The following is a 16682-nucleotide window of genomic DNA, read 5'->3' as shown; positions in this document are numbered from 1 at the left end:
CCTAGCCGAGTATCAGTGCGGCAGCCTCCTGCGGCGAGGTGTCCGTGGTGTCCACCACCAGGTCGGCCAGCTCGCGGCAGGCCGCCTCCCGCTCCCTAAGCATCAGGGTGAAGCTGTGGTGGACCGTGCCCAGGGCGATGGAGCGCGGCGCGTCCAGCCCGTTGCGCGTCGCCAGGCGGCGCACGGAGGCGAGCAGGGCCACCACCTGGCCGCCGTCGGCCTGTAGCGCCGCCAGCGCGGCGCGCACCTGCGGGTCCTCCAGGCAGCCGGAGCCCAGGGCCAGCACTCCCCCACCCCGGACCAGCCGCTCCAGCAGGCGCAGCGCCACCGCGGTCTCGGCCCGGCGGTAGCGTTCCTCCCCCACGGCCACCAGGGCCAGCTCCGGCTGCGCGCCCAGCTCCTGGGCCACGCTCTGGCCCAGGTCCAGGCAGGGCCCCTGCCCGGCTGCGTCCAGGGCCTGGCCGACGGCGGAGCAGCCTGCCCCGGGCGGCCCCACCAGCACCCGCACGCTCACGCCTGGGGCTCCGCGGTCCAGGCCGTGCCCGCGACCGCCTCATGGGCGGAGCGCAGCACCTCCGGCGCCGGGGTCATGCCCAGGCGGGGCATACCCACCGCCTCCAGCAGCACCATGCGCAGCACCCCGCCGCGCACCTTCTTGTCACTGAGCATCACCTGCTCCAGCTCCTCCCAGCGCCCGGCCCCCGGCGGGAAGGTGCAGGGCAGGCCCACCGCCTGGAAGGCCTCGCGGTGCAGGCGCACGGTGTCGGCGTCCAGCAGCCCGCAACGCCGAGCCACCTTGGCGGCGAAGACGCAGCCCACGGCCACCGCCTCCCCGTGGCGCCACTGGTACCCGGTCAGCTTCTCGACGGCGTGGGCGTAGGTGTGCCCGTAGTTCAGCACCTCCCGCAGCCCGGCCTCCCGCAGGTCGGCGGAGACCACCGCCGCCTTGACGGCCACCGAGCGCTCCACCAGCTCGGCCAGCACCGGGGAGTCCCAGTGCAGGCAGTCGGCGGGGTCGGCCAGGACCCGGTCCAGGATCACCGGGTCGGCGATCAGCCCGCACTTGATGACCTCGGCCAGCCCGCAGCGCAGCTCCTCCACGGGCAGCCCCTTGAGGGTGTCCAGGTCGCAGACCACGGTGGCGGGCGGGTGGAAGGCCCCGACCAGGTTCTTCCCGGCGGCGGTGTCGATGCCGGTCTTGCCGCCCACGGCGGCGTCCACCATGGCGAGCAGGCTGGTGGGCACCTGCACCACCGGCACCCCCCGCAGCCAGGTGGCGGCGGCGAAGCCCGCCAGGTCGGTGGTGGCCCCGCCCCCCAGGCCGACGACGGCACCGTCCCGGCCCAGCCGGAATCCCCCCAGCTGCTCCCAGACCTGCTCCAGCACCGCGGCCTGCTTGGAGGACTCGTTGCCCGCCACCTCGATCCGGGTCACCCGCCGCCCCTCCTCGGCCAGCTCCTGCTCGATCCGCCGCGCGGCGGTCTGCAGGGGGGCGGCGTGGATGATGGCGACCCCGCCCTCGCCCCCGCCCGGAGCGCGTTTGACAGCGCGGGCGACAGTGGCCTCCAGCCCGTGGCCGATCAGCACCTCGTAGGGGTGCTGGCCGGTGACCTGGATGCTGCGGGGGTTGCCGGGCCAGGAGCGTGGGGAGGGGCCGGGCTGCTCGGCGGCGGCAGCGGCGTCGGCTGCCGCCTGCTGGCGCTGCCAGGTGGACAGGCTGCGGGCCACCGGTCCCGCCTGCCCGCCCAGTCCCACCAGCACCAGGGCGGCGACCTGCTCCGGGGTCAGGCCGTCGGTGGGGACGGTGAGGGTGGCGACCTCCTCGTACAGGGGGCGACGTCGGGCGTCGAACTCACGCATCCGGGCCAGGACGCCCTCAGCGGTGCTCAGGGCCTCCCCACCCGCGGCCGCGTCGGAGTCCGCCTCCCGGCCCATCAGGGGGCGGCCCTCCCCGACGCCGACGTGCTGGGCGGCGGTCTGCGGCTGCGCGTCCAGGAAGACCACGGTTCGTCCGTGCAGCAGCACGCGGTTGGCCTCCCGCTCCACCGCCCCGCCGCCCAGGGCCAGGACGCCCTTGGCGTGGTCCTGCCCCAGGAGCACGTAGCGCAGGGCCCGGGTCTCCCGGTCACGGAAGCCCTCCTCCCCCTCCGCCTGGAAGATCTGGGGCACGGTCATGCGGGCGCGCCGCCGGATCTCGGCGTCGGTGTCCGTGACCTGCACCCCCAGGGCCGTGGCCAGCAGCCTGGCCACCGTGGTCTTTCCGGCTCCGGGCAGGCCCACGAGCACGATGGGTAGCCTGCCTGGCTCCAGCCGCAGCTGCTGGGGGCCTAGTCTGCTGTGGTTGTCGACTGTCACCAGCTGGTCCTTTCCTCGATCCGGGCAAGGTAGGCACGCAGGTTACGGCGGGCCTCAGCGACGCTGTCCCCGCCGGTCTTGTCCAGCAGGGTCCGGGCCAGCACCAGGGCGGTCTCCGCTTGGGCGACGACGGCTCCCGGCACCACCGCGCACACGTCGGAGCGCTGGTGCAGGGCAGTGGCAGCCTCACCGGTGGCCAGGTCGATCGTCCGCAGCGCCCGGGGCACGGTGGAGATGGGCTTGAAGGCGGCCCGGACCCGCACGGGGCTGCCGTTGGAGGTGCCCCCCTCGACGCCCCCGGCGTGGTTGCTGGCCCGGTGGACCTGCCCGCCTTGTACCTGGAGTATCTCGTCGTGGGCGTGGCTGCCGCGCCGGCTGGCGCTGGCGAAGCCGTCGCCAATCTCCACGCCCTTGACGGACTGGATGCTCATGAGGGCGGCCGCCAGCGCGGCGTCCAGACGACGCGAGGCGGAGACGTGGGAGCCCAGGCCCACCGGAACGCCGTAGGCCAGCACCTCCACCACACCGCCCAGGGTGTCTCCGCTCCGGCGGGCCGCGTCCACCTCCGCCACCATCTGCGCCGAGGTCTCCGGGTCGGTACAGCGCACCGGGTCGGCGTCCAGGCGCGGCGTGTCCACGGGCACCGGCCGGGAGGCATCCTCCGGCAGGGCCACCGCGCCGATCCGCACCACGTGGCTGACCAGCTCGATGCCTGCGACCTGCCGCAGCACCGCCTCTGCCACCGCCCCCAGGGCGGTCCGGGCCGCCGTCTCCCGGGCGGAGGCGCGCTCCAGCACCGGTCGGGCCTCGGGCAGGTCGTACTTGAGCATGCCGGGCAGGTCCGCGTGCCCGGGCCGGGGGCGGGTCAGGGGCCGGTTGCGGGCGACCTCCCGCTCGTCCCCGGTGCCGGCGTCCACCAGGAGGCTGGCCGGGTCCACCGGGTCCGGGCTCATGACGGTGCGCCACTTGGGCCACTCCGCGTTGCCGATCTCCAGGGCCACCGGGCTACCGATGGTGCGCCCGTGCCGGACCCCCCCCAGGAGCCGCAGCTCGTCGCGCTCAAAGGCCTGGCGGGCGCCCCGCCCGTAGCCCAGGCGACGACGGGCCAGGGCCTGCACGAGGTCCTGGCTGCTCAGCTCCAGACCGGCGGGCACGCCGTCGATCACCGCTGTCAGGGCCTGGCCGTGCGACTCGCCCGCTGTCATCCAGTTGAGCATGCACAAGATCATCCCATACGCCTCCGGGGCCGGGGCGGTGAAGACGACAGCGACTGCCCCGGATGCTGCCCTGACAGCTCCGCCTCAGGACCGTGGCGAAGCGATTGGCTCCCTCGCCAGGCCCGCAGCCCGCGGGCCGCTCAAACCTGGTCAGGCAGGGGCGGCTAGCCTCTAGCCACGCCGTGCCAGAGCCGCTTGCAGGGCGGCGTCCATCTCTGCGACCGGCGCCTCCCGCCCGGTCATCAGCCCCACCTGCGCCACCGCCTGGTGCAGGAGCATCAGCCAGCCCGGGGCCACCAGCCCCCCACGGCGCTGCCAGGTGGTAGCCAGGGCGGTGGGCCAGGGGTCGTAGACGACGTCGAGCAGCACCGCGCCCGGGCGCAGGGACCCACCTGCCTCCAGCTGCCTGGCCAAGGGGTCGGCGGTGCCAGCAGGCAGGGTGGAGACCACCAGGTCGGCCTCCGCCAGGGCGGCACAGAGCGCATCCCCCTGACCCGGATCCCCCGGCAGCCAGGTGAGGGTGGACAGCTCCAGGCCCATGCGGTGGGCGGCCGCCAGCACCCGGCCGGGGCCGGACAGACGGCGGGCCGCGACGGTTAGGCTGGTAGCCCCCAGCTCGGTCAGGGCGGCCAGGGCGGAGCAGGCGGTGGCCCCGGCCCCCAGCACCACCGCGCGCGCCCCCGCCACCGGCGGGGTGGCGGTGCGCCGGAAGGCCTGGCTGATCCCAGCCACGTCCGTGTTGAAGCCGGTCAGCAGCGCCTCCCCCCGGCCCGCCCGCTGCGCCACCACGGTGTTGACGGCGCCGACCACCTCAGCCAGGGGGTCCACGGCGTCCAGCAGGGGCAGGAGCGTCTGCTTGTGCGGCATGGTCACGGACAGCCCTACGGGCACAGCCGCCCCTGCGGGAACCGGGCTGGAGAGGCGACGCACCAGGCCGGGCATCTCGGCAGCGCTGGTCTCCAGGGCCTCGTAGCGCCAGCCGCTCAGCCCCAGGGCCTGGTAGGCGGCCTGGTGGAGAACCGGGGACAGGGAGTGCCCCACGGGTGAGCCGACCACGGCGCACCAGTGGCTGGGTTCCTCCCCGCTGCCCGCACTGCGGCAGGCGCTAGGGCCGCCTACCGTCCCTGTCCCGCTCAACCGGCTGGGGAGGGGGTGGTGGTGCCGGAACAGATCTCCTGGTTGTTCTGGCAGTACTCCTTCAGACGCTTGACGTTGGTCTCGTGCTCGGTGTGCGAGGAGGCGAACAGCGTCTCCCCCGTGGTCAGGTCCACCGTCACGAAGTAGAGCCAGCTGCCCTCAGCAGGCTGCTTGGCCGCCTCGATGGCCGCCTTGGAGGGGCTGCCGATCGGGGTGGGGGGAAGCCCCTGGTGCACGTAGGTGTTGTACCGGTTCTCGCCGTCGGCCAGCTCTGCGGTGCTGGGGATGCCTCCGACCCGGCCCAGCCCGTACAGGACGGTGGAGTCCATCTGCAGCAGGCCGCGAGTGTCTCCGGCGGTGTCCACCAGACGGTTCTCAATGACCCGGGCGACCTGCGCGTAGTACTTGGGGTCATTGGCCTCCCGCTCGATGATGGAGGCCTTGACCAGGATCGTCTGGTAGTCAGCCTCGGAGATACCGGCCTCGCGCAACTCGTTGATGGTGGTCTCCACCATCTTGGCGATCACGTCCTTGGCGGTGGCGTTCTCCTGCAGGCCATAGGTCTTGGGGGCCAGCCAGCCCTCCACGTCCCCGCCAGCGACCTCAGGCAGGCCGATACCGGCGGCGTCTGCGAAGGCTGCGTCGATATCGGTGTCGGAGAAGTGTCCTACGGTCTTGAGACGCTCGCGTACCTGGTTCTTGGTGAAGCCCTCCGGGATGGTCAGCGTGTGCTCTGACCGGGAGGCAGGGTCCAGCAGGCCGGCCACAGCCTGGGCGGCGGACATGCGGGTCCTCAGGCTGTAGGTGCCCGGCTGGATGTTCCCGGACTTGGAGTTGGCGTCAAAGGCCTCCACGAAGGCCTCCACGGAGGCCACCACGTCAGCGGTCTTGAGGATCTCGCCGATCTGGGTGCCGGTGGAGCCCTCCGGGATGGTGATCGTGACCTCCTGCTCCCCAGGGCCCGGGTAGTCGGTAACCGCGGTTGATGTAGGACTGGCGGCGCGGATCTCCGTGATGGCCTGCCGACCGATGTAGAACACCCCACTAACCAGCACCAGCAGCACCAGGGCGGTCACCACGGCCTGCCTGCGACGCCGCCGCTTGCGGTTGGCGCGCTCAGCCCGCCGGTCACTGCGACGACGGCGGGTGCCGTCGGGGGCCGCTGAGCTGCTCTCATCGGTCAGTCCTACGGCGTCCAGGAGGTCCTGGTCGTGGTCAGTCACGCTTTACCTCTCGTTCTGGGGTGCACGGTTCGGCCCGCTGGGGAGCCGGAGGCCCGCTCAGCGTCCAGGGCCTGGTTGAGGATCACGACCGCCGCAGCCTGGTCGACCACGGAACGGAATGACCTCTCGTCAAGTCCTGCACCGTGCAGCGCCTGGTGGGCGCTCACGGTAGACAGGCGCTCGTCCACAAGCCTCACGGTGACTGGTGCCACCGTGTCCGCCAGGGCCTGGGCCCAGCCTCTTGCGTCCTTGGTAGAGCCTGTGCTTTTTCCCTGAAGGTTGGTTGGGAGTCCAACAACTACTTCTATAGCACGGTACTCCTCCACCAGGTCCGCTGCCTCGTCTACGTCGGCACCGTAACGGTCCCGCTTAATAGTCCGCACAGGTACCGCGAGGATGGCCTCAGCGTCGCAGCGGGCCACACCGACCCGCACCTTACCGACGTCGAAGGCCAGCCGCACCCCCGGCCTGAGACCGGAGCCTGCGCTCACGCGGTGAGCTCCTGGGCGACGGCGGCCAGCGCCTGCGCGACCTTGGTGGGGTCCTGTCCGCCCCCCTGGGCCAGGTCCGGCTTGCCGCCGCCCCCGCCGCCCAGGACCTTGGCGGCCACCCGCACCAGGTCACCAGCCTTGGCGCCGGCCTTGCGGGCGGCGTCGTTGGTGGCCACCACCACCACCGGGCGCCCCCCGGTCACGCCCGCCACCACCACGACGGCAGCCTGGCCCTCACCCAGGCGGGCACGGGCGTCCAGCACCACGGCCCGCAGGGCGTCGGCGTTGGAGACCTCGCCCAGGTTGGCGCTGGCCAGCCGGTAAGCGCCAGCCTGCACGGCCCCGGAGACGATCTCGGCGGTGCGAGCGCCCAGGGCCGCCTGCTCAGCGGCCGCGAGCCTCTTCTCAGCCTCCTTGAGGCGGGCCAGCAGGCCCTCGATGCGCTCCGGCAGCTCGGCGGGGCGGGCCCCCACCATGCTGGACAGCTGCGAGACCAGGGCGTGCTCCTTGTGCTGGAAGCGGTAGGCGCTGTCGGCCACCAGGGCGTCCAGGCGGCGCACCCCCGAGCCGATAGAGCCCTCCCCCAGCAGGGCCACCCGGCCGATGTGCCCGGTGTAGGGCACGTGCGTGCCACCGCAGAGCTCCTTGTCAAAGTTGTCACCGATGGTGACCACGCGCACCTGGGTTCCGTACTTCTCCCCGAACAGGGCGATTGCCCCGGCCTGGCGAGCCTCCTCCAGGCTCATGACCTCGGTGGTCACCGGCAGGTCCTCCGCCAGCTTCTCGTTCACCAGGGACTCGATGCCGTCCACCTGTGAGCCAGTCAGGGCCGAGCCGTGCCGGAAGTCGAAGCGCAGCCGGGCCGGGGAGTTCTCCGAGCCGGCCTGGGTGGCCTCCGGGGAGACGACCTGCCGCAGCCCGGCGTAGACCATGTGGGTGCCGGTGTGCGCCCGGGCGATAGCCAGGCGGCGCACGGAGTCGATCTGGGCGTAGGCGCGGGCGCCCACGGTGGCGGTGCCCTCGGTCAGGGTGCCGCGGTGCACGAACAGGCCCTTGAGGGGCGCCTGCACGTCGTGCACCTCGATCACGGCCCCGTCCGCCAGGCGGATGGTGCCGTGGTCGGCCAGCTGGCCGCCCATCTCGGCGTAGAAGGGGGTGCGGTCCAGGACCACCTCGACCTCTACGGGGGCGGTGACGGCCGGGACAGCCACGCCGTCCACCAGCAGCGCGGCCACGCTGGCGTCGTCCACGGCGTGCTCCGTGTAGCCCAGGAACTCGGAGCCGCCGCCCATCTCCTTGGCGACCTCCTGGAAGACCCGCACGTCGGTGTGCCCGGTCTTCTTGGCGCGGGCGTCGGCGCGGGCGCGCTCCTTCTGCTCGTTCATGAGCGCGATAAAGCCCTGCTCGTCCACGGAGACGCCCTGCTCGGCGGCCATCTCCAGGGTCAGGTCGATCGGGAAGCCGTAGGTGTCGTGCAGGGTGAAGGCGTCCTTGCCGCAGACCACCGCCTGGCTGCCACCCGCCTGCTTGGCCTTGGCGACGGCGGTGTCCAGGATGGTGGTCCCGGCGGCCAGGGTCTTGCGGAAGGCGTCCTCCTCGCCGTAGGCGACGTCGCTGATCTGTGCCCAGCGCTCGTCGAGCTCCGGGTAGGACAGGCGCATGACGTCCTTGGAGGCGGTCAGCAGGGTGGGCAGGGCGGCCTCCTCCACGCCCAGCAGGCGCATGGAGCGCACCGCCCGGCGGATCAGGCGGCGCAGCACGTAGCCACGGCCGTCGTTTCCGGGCCGCACGCCGTCGCCGATCAGCATCAGGGCGCTGCGCACGTGGTCAGCCACCACGCGCATGCGCACGTCGTCCAGGTAGGCGGCCCCGGCGGAGGGACCGGCCGCCCCCAGTCCGTAGGTCTTGCCGCTCATGTCCTGGGCGGCGGCGATGACGGGGAAGACCTCGTCGATCTCGTACATATTGGGCTTGTCCTGCAGCAGGAAGGCGATGCGCTCCAGGCCCGCGCCGGTGTCGATGGCGGTCTGGTCCAGCTTGCCGACCAGCTCGAAGTCGTGGCCCTGGCCCTCACCCCGGATGAACTCGTCGAAGACCAGGTTCCAGATCTCCAGGAAGCGGTCTCCCTGGGTGTCCACGACCGGGCCGCCGTCGGGGCCGTACTGGGGGCCGCGGTCGTAGTGGATCTCGCAGCAGGAGCCTGCCGGGCCCGGCTGCCCGGTGGACCAGGAGATCTCCTCGAAAGGCAGCTTCTGCACGTGGCTGGGGTCCAGGCCGATGTTCCTGGTCAGGTAGTCCCAGGAGACCTGGTCCTGCTCCCAGATGGTCATCCACAGGCGGTCGCCGTCCAGCCCGTAGCCGCCCTGGGACTGGGGGGTGGTGAGCAGCTCCCAGGCGTACTGGATAGCCCCCTCCTTGAAGTAGTCCCCGAAGGAGAAGTTGCCGTTCATCTGGAAGAAGGTCCCGTGCCGGGTGGTCTTGCCGACGTTGTCGATGTCGTTGGTGCGGATGCACTTCTGCACGCTGGCGGCCCGGGGCCAGGGGGCGGGCTCGGTGCCCAGGATGTAGGGGATGAAGGGCACCATCCCGGCCACGGTGAACAGGATAGAGGGCTCTGGGGAGATCAGGGACACGGAGGGGCGGATCTCGTGGTCCTTCGCGGCAAAGAAGTCTAGCCAGCGGGTACGGATCTCTGAGGTGCGCATGTATGTCCTCGGCTTGGGCCCGCTCTTGCGGGGCGGGGGGTGGCTGGTGGTGCCGCGGCGGCGGCTGGGTCCTTCAGGGCTGAGGCTACTACCGCCTCCGGGCGCTGGAACACGTGGCGCCCCGAGCCGGTGACCGGTCGGGGCGCCACGGCGCTTGCTAGGTCAGCGCGAGTAGTACTCGACGACCATCTGCACGTCGCAGGTGACGGGGACCTCAGCCCGCTTAGGACGGCGCACCAGGGTGGCGGTGAGCTTCTCCAGCTCGACCTTCAGGTACTCGGGAACGGGCGGCAGCACGTCACGGTGGGCGCCGGCGGCGGCCACCTGGAAGGGCACCATCACCTGGGAGCGGGGGCGGACCTGGATGGTCTGGCCGGGCTTGACGCGGAAGGAGGGCCGGTCCACGACCTTGCCGTCAACCATGATGTGGCGGTGCACGACGTCCTGGCGGGCCTGGGCGATGGTGCGGGCGAAGCCGGAGCGCAGCACGAGGGCGTCCAGGCGCATCTCCAGCAGCTCGACCAGGGACTCACCGGTCAGGCCCTTCTCGCGGCGGGCCTCCTCGAAGACGCGCTGGAGCTGGGCCTCGCGGATGCCGTACTGGGCGCGCAGGCGCTGCTTCTCCTTGAGACGGATCGCGTAGTCGGACTCGGTGCGGCGGCGGGCGCGGCCGTGCTCACCGGGGCCGTAGGGGCGCTTCTCGAAGTAGCGCACAGCCTTGGGGGTGAGCGGGATGCCGAGGGCGCGGGAGAGGCGGACCGTGCGGCGGGCGCGGGCGTTTGCCATAGCGTTCTTCTTTCCTGTCGGAGTGTTCGCACGCCGCGGGCCTGGTGCACGCGGCGCGGGGTCAGCCTGCTTGGGCCTGGACCCCAGGAGCCACCTGGTCCGGCTGAGCGGGCCCAGGCAACTCGGGAACTGTACCGGCAAGCGTGGTGCCAGGGCGAGCCGCGACGCCCTGGTGTGAGCCGAAACTCACGGCCTCAGGGGGTGGGGACGTGCTGGCTCCGGGCGGCCCGCCGCTCGCGCCGGGCCCGCCGCAGGGTGGAGACGGCCACCCACACCAGGAACAGGCTGAAGAGCCGGCTGCCCTGGACGGGAGTCAGGTAGGTGGCCAGGGCGGTCCCCAGGGGGGCGGTGGCCACCGCGGCAGCCCCTACCAGGACCCCTGCCCGCAGGTCCGCCAGGCCGTGGCGCAGGTTGGTCCAGGTGCCGGTGACCGCGGTGGGGAGCATGACCAGCAGGGAGGTGCCGCGCGACAGCAGGTCGCCCAGGCCCACGGCCAGCTCCAGTCCGGGGACGATGACGCTGCCGCCACCGACCCCCACCAGCCCGGCCATCACGCCCGAGAGCAGCCCCACCCCCACCAGGGCCAGGCCCCGGGGCAGGTCCAGCACCAGGACGGCATCGCGCTCCGGCACGTGCAGCTGCTGGAGCACCACCACGAGCGCCACGAAGCCGATCAGCACCCAGGGCAGCACCCGGCTGCTCAGGCGCCGCAGTAGCCAGGCCCCCGCCTGCGCGCCCAGCAGCGCCCCGGGCACCAGCAGCAGCGCGGAGACCAGGGACACCTGGCCCTGGGCACCGTAGCTGAGGGCGCCGACGGCGGCGGTGACCACGATGGCGGCCAGGGAGGTGGCAGAGGCCCGGCGCTGGTCCATCCGCAGCACGGAGATCAGGGCCGGGACTATCACCAGGCCGCCGCCCACGCCGAAGAGCCCGGAGAGCAGCCCGGCCCCGGCTCCGGTGAGGGCCACCAGCAGGGTGCGCCACCAGCGGGGCCGCCCGGCGTCGTCAGCTGCGGCTACCGTCTCAGCACCCATGAGGCTCGTCCTGGCTGGCGGCGCCCTGACGGGGTTCCTCGGGGCGGGGCGCCGGCCCGCCGGCAGGGGGCGGATCCAGGTGGAGGAGCTCCCGTACCGCCTCCATCCGTTCTGCGAGCCGCCGCTCGTGCCCGTTGCCGCTGGGCTCCCAGTAGCGGGCCCCTTGCAGCCCCTCCGGCAGGTACTCCTGGGCCACGACGCCGTGGGGGTAGTCGTGGGGGTAGAGGTAGCCCACGCCGTGACCCTGCTCCTTGGCGCCGGGGTAGTGGGCGTCGCGCAGGTGCGGGGGCACCGGCCCAGCCTCTCCCGCCTGCACGTGCCGCAGGGCTGCCTCGATGCCCCGGATCACGGAGTTGGACTTGGGTGCCGTGGCCACCGCCAGGGCCGCCTGGGCCAGCACTATGCGGGCCTCGGGCATGCCGATCAGGGCGACGGCCTGCTGGGCGGCCACCGCGGTGCCCAGCACCGTGGGGTCGGCCAGGCCCACGTCCTCGGCGGCCTGGATGGTGATGCGACGGGCCACGAAGCGCGGGTCCTCCCCCGCGGCGAGCATCCGGGCCAGGTAGTGCAAGGTGGCGTCCGGGTCCGAGCCCCGCATGGACTTGATGAAGGCGCTGATGACGTCGTAGTGCTGGTCCCCGGCCCGGTCGTAGCGCACGGCGGCCACGTCCGCGGCCCGCTCCACGTCCTCCAGGGTGACCGGGGCGGGCTCCTGGGACAGCGGGCCCGCGGCCGCCTGAGCGGCCCCGGCGGCCGCCTCCAGGATAGTCAGGGCCTTGCGAGCGTCGGCACCGGCCAGGCGCACGATCTGCTCCCGGACCTGCTCGCCCATACTTACGGCGCCGCCCAGGCCCCGCTCGTCGGCCACGGCCCGCTCCAGGAGGGTACGCACGGCGGCGGGCTCCAGCGGGTGGAGGGTCAGCAGCAGGGAGCGCGACAGCAGGGGCGAGACCACCGAGAAGCTGGGGTTCTCGGTGGTGGCAGCCACCAGGGTCACCCAGCGGTTCTCCACCCCCGGCAGCAGGGAGTCCTGCTGGGTGCGGCTGAAACGGTGCACCTCGTCCACGAACAGGACCGTCTGCTCACCGCTGGACACCAGGCGGCGCCGCGCCTCGGTCACCACCTGCCGGATGTCCTTGACCCCGGCCGTGACCGCGGAGAGCTCCACAAAGCGCCTGCCACTGGCCCGGGCCACCAGGTAGGCCAGGGTCGTCTTGCCGGTGCCGGGAGGGCCCCACAGCACCACGGAGGCGGCTCCGGAGCCAGGCTGCTCGGCGGCGGGCTCCACGAGGCGGCGCAGCGGGGAGCCCGCACCCAGCAGGTGGTCCTGCCCCAGGACCTCCTCCAGGTAGGTGGGCCGCATACGCACCGCCAGAGGGGCGTGCGCGGTACTAGGCACGCCGTGGTCGTCCGTGCCCAGAGACTCAAAAAGGTCCATGCGAGCGAGCCTACCCGGATAGCTGCAACACACCTGTCCAGCAGGTGGGACAATATCCTCATGCTGGCATGGTTGTCGCGTCGTATCGTGAAGGACGCCTGGTACGTCGTCGGGACGTGGGCGGCGGTGACAGCCGTCCTGGCCACCCTCTCCCTGACCGGGGTGGGCGGGGGCGGCCTGTTCGAGCGCCTGCACGCCGGGGACGTGCTGGTCTCCGGCTACTCTAGCGCTGAGGGCCAGCAGGTGCTGGACTCCCTGACCGGCGACGGCGTAGCGGTCACCCTGCTGGTCACCGGGGTGGATATCAGCACCCCGCAGCAGCAGGAGGCGGTGGCCCAGGCCCTGGGTCCCGCCCACAAGGACCTCAAGGAGCTGGTGGGCTCCACGAACGTGCTGGACCCTTTCGTAGTGCCGGGGATGCTGGCCGAGCCGGCGGCGCAGGCGCTGGCCTCCACCGCGCTGGACGGCTTCCTGATCGTGGCCACGGTCAACCCCAACGGGCCGGAGGTGGCCGCGCCGGGTGACCACAAGTACGACAAGGAGGTCGAGCGCCTGGTAGCCAAGGTCTCGGAGCGCCTGAACCAGGTGCCGCAGGACCTGGCCCCGGTGGCCCCGCAGGCCACGGGCACCGTGTCCTACGCCGAGCTGGTGGCCGCTACCTTGAACGAGCAGGTGGAGCAGGACCTGGTGCACGGCGAGGTCGTGTCCCTGCCGCTGGCGCTGCTGGTGATGGTCCTGGTCTTCGGGGGCTTCCTGCTGGCGGGCATGCCCCTGGTGGGGGCGCTGGCCACGATCGGCTGCTCCCTGGGCATCATGCTGTTCCTGAGCCACCCCCTGGACCTCCAGTCCTTCGTGGTCAACATCGTCTCGGTGATCGGACTGGGCCTGTCCATCGACTACAGCCTGCTGATCACCTCACGATTCCGGGAGGAGCTGTGCCGGGAGGAGGGCCCCGGGCAGGCCGGGGCTCCCAGCCCGGGCGGGCCGCGCCGTCGGCGCACGGGCCGCCACGACCCCCGGCTGGCCGCCTGCCTGGAGGCGACCTTGTCCACGGCTGGCCGCACGGTGCTCTTCTCCGCCCTGACCGTGGCGATCTGCCTCCTTGGCCTGCTGCTCCTGCGGCCCCAGGTGCTCCGCTCCATCGGCCTGGCGGGCGTGGCGGTGGTAATGGTCTCGGTGCTGGTGGCCCTGACCCTGGTACCGGCCCTGCTGGCGCTCGCCGGTGACAGGCTGCGGCACCCGAGCCTCCTGTCCCGGGTCCCGGGCCTGGGCGCCTTGCAGCAGCACCTGGGTGACGTGGGTCAGGAGGAGGGGGTCTTCTCCCGGCTGGCGCGGCGGGTGCACACGCACCCGTGGGTGGTACTGGTCAGCTGCCTGGTGCTCCTGGTCCTGATGGCGGCCCCGCTGAGCCACCTGCACCTGCTGTCCTCCAAGGAGGACCTGCTGCCTGCCGGATCCCAGCAGCGCGCCTACCTGGACATCCTGGAGCAGAGCTACCCGGCGGCTCAGCAGCCTGACGCGACCATCGTCCTGGCCGGGGCCGGGGAGAACGTGCTGGCCTTCGTGAACGACTCGCTAGCCTCGGCCCCCGGCGTGACCCGTGTGCTGCAGATCGCTACCGCCGGCAGGTACACGGTGCTCTACCTGGACCTGGAGGGCAGGCCCGGCTCGGTCACTGCGGAGGAGGCGGTGCGCGCGGTGCGCGAGACCACCCCGCCGGTGCAGATGTGGGTCACCGGCCAGGCCGCCAACCAGGTGGACTTCAAGCAGGCCGTGGTCGACGGCGCCCCGCTGGCGATCACCCTGGTGGTCTTGGCCACCTTCCTGCTGCTGTTCTGGATGACGGGATCGCTGCTGGTACCCCTCAAAGCCCTGGTCATCAACGCCATCTCCTTGATGGCCTCCCTGGGCGTGCTCACCTGGGTCTTCCAGGACGGTTACGGTGCCAGCCTGCTGGGCTTCACCCCGATCGGCGGGGTGGAGACCTACGTGGTGGTGACGGCGGTGGCCGTGGGCTTCGGGCTGGCCATGGACTATGAGGTGTTCTTGCTCAGCCGTATCAAGGAGTACTGGGACGCCGGAGCGGACAATGACCAGGCGGTGGAGCTGGGGCTGCAGCGCTCGGGGCGGATCGTGACCTCCGCAGCACTGATCATGGTGCTGGTGTTCGTCGGCTTCGTGTCCGGCGAGCTGCTGGTGGTCAAGCAGATAGGCATGGCTATGGCGATTATCGTGGCCCTGGACGCCACCTTGGTGCGCATGCTGCTGGTGCCCGCGACCATGACCCTGCTGGGCGAGTGGAACTGGTGGGCTCCCGCGCCCCTGCGTGAACTGCACGAGAAGTACGGCCTGAAGCACTGAGCCCAGGGCGCCATCGCCTGGGTTAGGGCGTCCGGGCTATAGGCAGACCACCGCTCAGGCGGGCGTAGCGCAGGCCTCTGCCCCACCTCCCCCACCGGCAGCCGTCCACTGCCCCACGAGCAGCCGCCCGAGCGGGCACGGAACAGGTGTCTGCCTACCCCTCCCCTACCACCGCCCCACGGCCAGCCCTCGGGCAGGTGTGGAGCCAGGGCCTGCAGGCAGGACCTCAGCCAGGGCCAAGCGGCCCGGGGCCTCGGGGCCCGACTGAGGTGTCAGAGCGGCCCGAGGCCTAGGGACTGGCTGTAGGGCTAGAGCAGGCCGACGTCCCCCGCCCCTTGGCGCACGACCTCCGGCAGGTCCGCGGTCAGGTCCACCACGGTCGTGGGCTCGGTGGAGGTCACCGGCCCCTCCACAACGACGTCGATCAGGTGCCCCAGGGAGTCCTCGATCTCCCAGCCGCTGGTCTGCGGCTGCTCGTCGCCAGGGCGCAGGAAGGTGGAGGAGAGGATCGGCCCCCCGAAGCCGGCCAGCAGGGCCTGGCTGATGGTGTGCTGGGGGATGCGCACCCCCAGGGTGTGCTTCTTGGGGTTCAGGCTCATGCGCGGCACCTCCTTGGTGCCCTTGAGGATGAAGGTCCAGGGGCCGGGGGTCAGGCGCTTGATGAGCCGGAAGGCGTTGTTGCCCACGATAGCGATCGGGCCGACCTGCCCGAAGTCCGCGCAGACGTAGGTGAAGTCGTGCTTGTCCGAGAGCTGGCGGATGGCCCGGATACGGTCCAGGCCGGACTTGTTGCCCGGTGCGCAGGCCAGGGCGTAGCCGGAGTCGGTGGGGTAGGCGATCAGTCCGCCGTCGCGCAGGGCGGTCACCACCTTCTCAACAAGACGAGGTTGCGGGTTGTCCGGGTGGATCTCCAGGTAGCGTGACATGCCTCCATTGTGCGCCAGGTCGCAGGCAGTGCGCAGAGATACCGGCCGACGGTTTCTGGCGACCTCCGCGCGTGCGGCCGGTCAGGCACCTGGCCTCGCCGACGGCGCAGCCTCTGGGGCGCCCGCACGGCACCCTCCCCACCCGTGGAGCCCACCTCGGGGCTTGAGGTGATAACGGCTGGTTGCCCCCGCACAGCCCACCTGACGGGCCGGCCCTGCGCCTGGCCCAGCTGGCGGGACGGTTCCACGCCTGCGGTTACCTGCCCCGTCAGGCCACCTCCCGGCGGACACCCAGGTCCCGCGATTCCTGTCCGCGCCGCCAACGCTCCCCGACCGTGGGCCCTGGCCGTGCGCTAGCGCACCAGAGAGCCACAGAACGATTATCAGTTACGTTATCAAATGCATTCGAGAATGATATTCATGCATTCTTCGCAGCACTGAGAAACATTTTCATGTTTGCCAAAAAGTAATACTCGCACCTATTCTTCAAAAGAATCACCTGCCGCCCCGAACTGGGGCAGGAACCCAGAGGAGTGAGCACATGAGCACCACCACGCACCGTCCCGCTGAGGCCCACAGCCACACCCACGGCCCCGACTGCGGGCACCTGGCCGTCATCCACGGCAACCACGTGGACTACATCCACGACGGCCACGCCCACCACGAGGACAACGGCCACTACGACGAGTGCGACACCTGCCAGTGCGCCCACTGCACGGACGCCTGCGCCGTGTGCGACTGCGTGGACTGCAGCTGCCCGACCTGCAACCACAACGTCTGCTCCTGCGAGCACTGCGAGGACAGCTGCTCCTCCTGCAGCTGCGCAGACTGCAGCTGCCAGACCTGCACGCACGCCGCCTGAGTCTCAGCTCCTCTGAGAACCTCCGGGGTCCGGAACCTGCTGGTTCCGGACCCCGTCGTCTTATATGTCTGTCGTCTCTTCCTGCTGGCCCGGTCCGTCCTGGAAGACCACGGGTTATCGGTGTGAATGTGTGTGGTTAGGGTTTGG

Annotated in this window: 13 protein-coding genes; 2 read left to right on the top strand and 11 right to left on the bottom strand. The window is 71.7% G+C overall.

The genetic code is table 11. The features are described 5' to 3' along the window. Position 1: 1 nt before the first annotated feature. From JG540_RS05045 to JG540_RS05000, 10 genes are all read right to left on the bottom strand, one after another. Entirely contained in the window at positions 2 to 514 is a 513-nt protein-coding gene (locus tag JG540_RS05045; protein ID WP_200277796.1) for a shikimate kinase, read from the bottom strand. Beyond that, entirely contained in the window at positions 511 to 2355 is a 1845-nt protein-coding gene (gene aroB, locus JG540_RS05040; RefSeq protein ID WP_234042922.1) for a 3-dehydroquinate synthase, read from the bottom strand. The genes JG540_RS05045 and aroB overlap by 4 nt, the downstream gene beginning before the upstream one ends. After that, the gene (gene aroC / locus JG540_RS05035; RefSeq protein ID WP_200277794.1) at positions 2352 to 3572 is read right to left on the bottom strand and encodes a chorismate synthase; all 1221 of its coding nucleotides are present in this window, start codon (positions 3570 to 3572) and stop codon (positions 2352 to 2354) included. The genes aroB and aroC overlap by 4 nt, the downstream gene beginning before the upstream one ends. Before the next feature lie 171 nt (positions 3573 to 3743). Beyond that, positions 3744 to 4628, bottom strand: a complete 885-nt coding sequence (locus JG540_RS05030; protein ID WP_234042921.1) for a shikimate dehydrogenase — start codon at positions 4626 to 4628, stop codon at positions 3744 to 3746. 77 nt (positions 4629 to 4705) lie between these two features. Continuing rightward, complete coding sequence (gene mltG / locus JG540_RS05025; protein ID WP_234042920.1) at positions 4706 to 5932, bottom strand: endolytic transglycosylase MltG; 1227 nt, start codon at positions 5930 to 5932, stop codon at positions 4706 to 4708. Next, the gene (gene ruvX, locus JG540_RS05020) at positions 5929 to 6423 is read right to left on the bottom strand and encodes a Holliday junction resolvase RuvX (RefSeq protein WP_234042919.1); all 495 of its coding nucleotides are present in this window, start codon (positions 6421 to 6423) and stop codon (positions 5929 to 5931) included. Before ruvX ends, mltG begins: the two co-directional genes overlap by 4 nt. After that, positions 6420 to 9128 carry an alanine--tRNA ligase gene (alaS, locus tag JG540_RS05015; RefSeq protein ID WP_200277783.1) on the bottom strand — a complete coding sequence of 903 codons (2709 nt, stop codon included), beginning with the start codon at positions 9126 to 9128 and terminating at the stop codon, positions 6420 to 6422. Before alaS ends, ruvX begins: the two co-directional genes overlap by 4 nt. A 162-nt stretch (positions 9129 to 9290) precedes the next feature. Next, positions 9291 to 9914, bottom strand: coding sequence for a 30S ribosomal protein S4 (gene rpsD / locus JG540_RS05010; protein WP_200277781.1), 624 nt, complete (start codon positions 9912 to 9914; stop codon positions 9291 to 9293). Positions 9915 to 10108: 194 nt separating this feature from the next. Then, the gene (locus tag JG540_RS05005; RefSeq protein ID WP_200277770.1) at positions 10109 to 10948 is read right to left on the bottom strand and encodes a sulfite exporter TauE/SafE family protein; all 840 of its coding nucleotides are present in this window, start codon (positions 10946 to 10948) and stop codon (positions 10109 to 10111) included. Beyond that, on the bottom strand, positions 10938 to 12386 hold the full coding sequence (locus JG540_RS05000; RefSeq protein ID WP_200277768.1) for a replication-associated recombination protein A: 1449 nt from the start codon (positions 12384 to 12386) through the stop codon (positions 10938 to 10940). The genes JG540_RS05005 and JG540_RS05000 overlap by 11 nt, the downstream gene beginning before the upstream one ends. Before the next feature lie 60 nt (positions 12387 to 12446). Between JG540_RS05000 and JG540_RS04995 the strand changes: the two genes are divergently transcribed. After that, a complete protein-coding gene (locus JG540_RS04995) occupies positions 12447 to 14747 on the top strand; it encodes an MMPL family transporter (RefSeq protein WP_200277766.1) in 2301 nt (766 codons plus the stop codon). Between the two features lie 308 nt (positions 14748 to 15055). Here the strand turns inward: JG540_RS04995 and JG540_RS04990 are convergent, their stop codons facing one another. Further along, positions 15056 to 15673, bottom strand: a complete 618-nt coding sequence (locus tag JG540_RS04990) for an L-threonylcarbamoyladenylate synthase (protein ID WP_200277764.1) — start codon at positions 15671 to 15673, stop codon at positions 15056 to 15058. Between the two features lie 541 nt (positions 15674 to 16214). Here JG540_RS04990 and JG540_RS04985 point away from each other — a divergent pair. Further along, entirely contained in the window at positions 16215 to 16535 is a 321-nt protein-coding gene (locus JG540_RS04985) for a hypothetical protein (protein ID WP_200277760.1), read from the top strand. Positions 16536 to 16682 lie beyond the last annotated feature (147 nt).

Source organism: Actinomyces weissii (genome assembly GCF_016598775.1).
In the GTDB taxonomy this organism is placed as follows: domain Bacteria; phylum Actinomycetota; class Actinomycetes; order Actinomycetales; family Actinomycetaceae; genus Actinomyces; species Actinomyces weissii.
Note: the sequence above shows the minus strand (reverse complement) of the source record. Positions and strands in the feature narration are given on the sequence as shown.

Bases quoted from the DNA above. Each gene is read 5' to 3' on its own strand.
- aroC (WP_200277794.1), bottom strand. From the start codon at position 3,572: ATGCTCAACTGGATGACAGCGGGCGAGTCGCACGGCCAGGCCCTGACA.
- alaS (WP_200277783.1), bottom strand. From the start codon at position 9,128: ATGCGCACCTCAGAGATCCGTACCCGCTGGCTAGACTTCTTTGCCGCG.
- rpsD (WP_200277781.1), bottom strand. From the start codon at position 9,914: ATGGCAAACGCCCGCGCCCGCCGCACGGTCCGCCTCTCCCGCGCCCTC.
- JG540_RS05005 (WP_200277770.1), bottom strand. From the start codon at position 10,948: ATGGGTGCTGAGACGGTAGCCGCAGCTGACGACGCCGGGCGGCCCCGC.
- JG540_RS05000 (WP_200277768.1), bottom strand. From the start codon at position 12,386: ATGGACCTTTTTGAGTCTCTGGGCACGGACGACCACGGCGTGCCTAGT.
- JG540_RS04995 (WP_200277766.1), top strand. From the start codon at position 12,447: ATGCTGGCATGGTTGTCGCGTCGTATCGTGAAGGACGCCTGGTACGTC.
- JG540_RS04990 (WP_200277764.1), bottom strand. From the start codon at position 15,673: ATGTCACGCTACCTGGAGATCCACCCGGACAACCCGCAACCTCGTCTT.
- JG540_RS04985 (WP_200277760.1), top strand. From the start codon at position 16,215: ATGAGCACCACCACGCACCGTCCCGCTGAGGCCCACAGCCACACCCAC.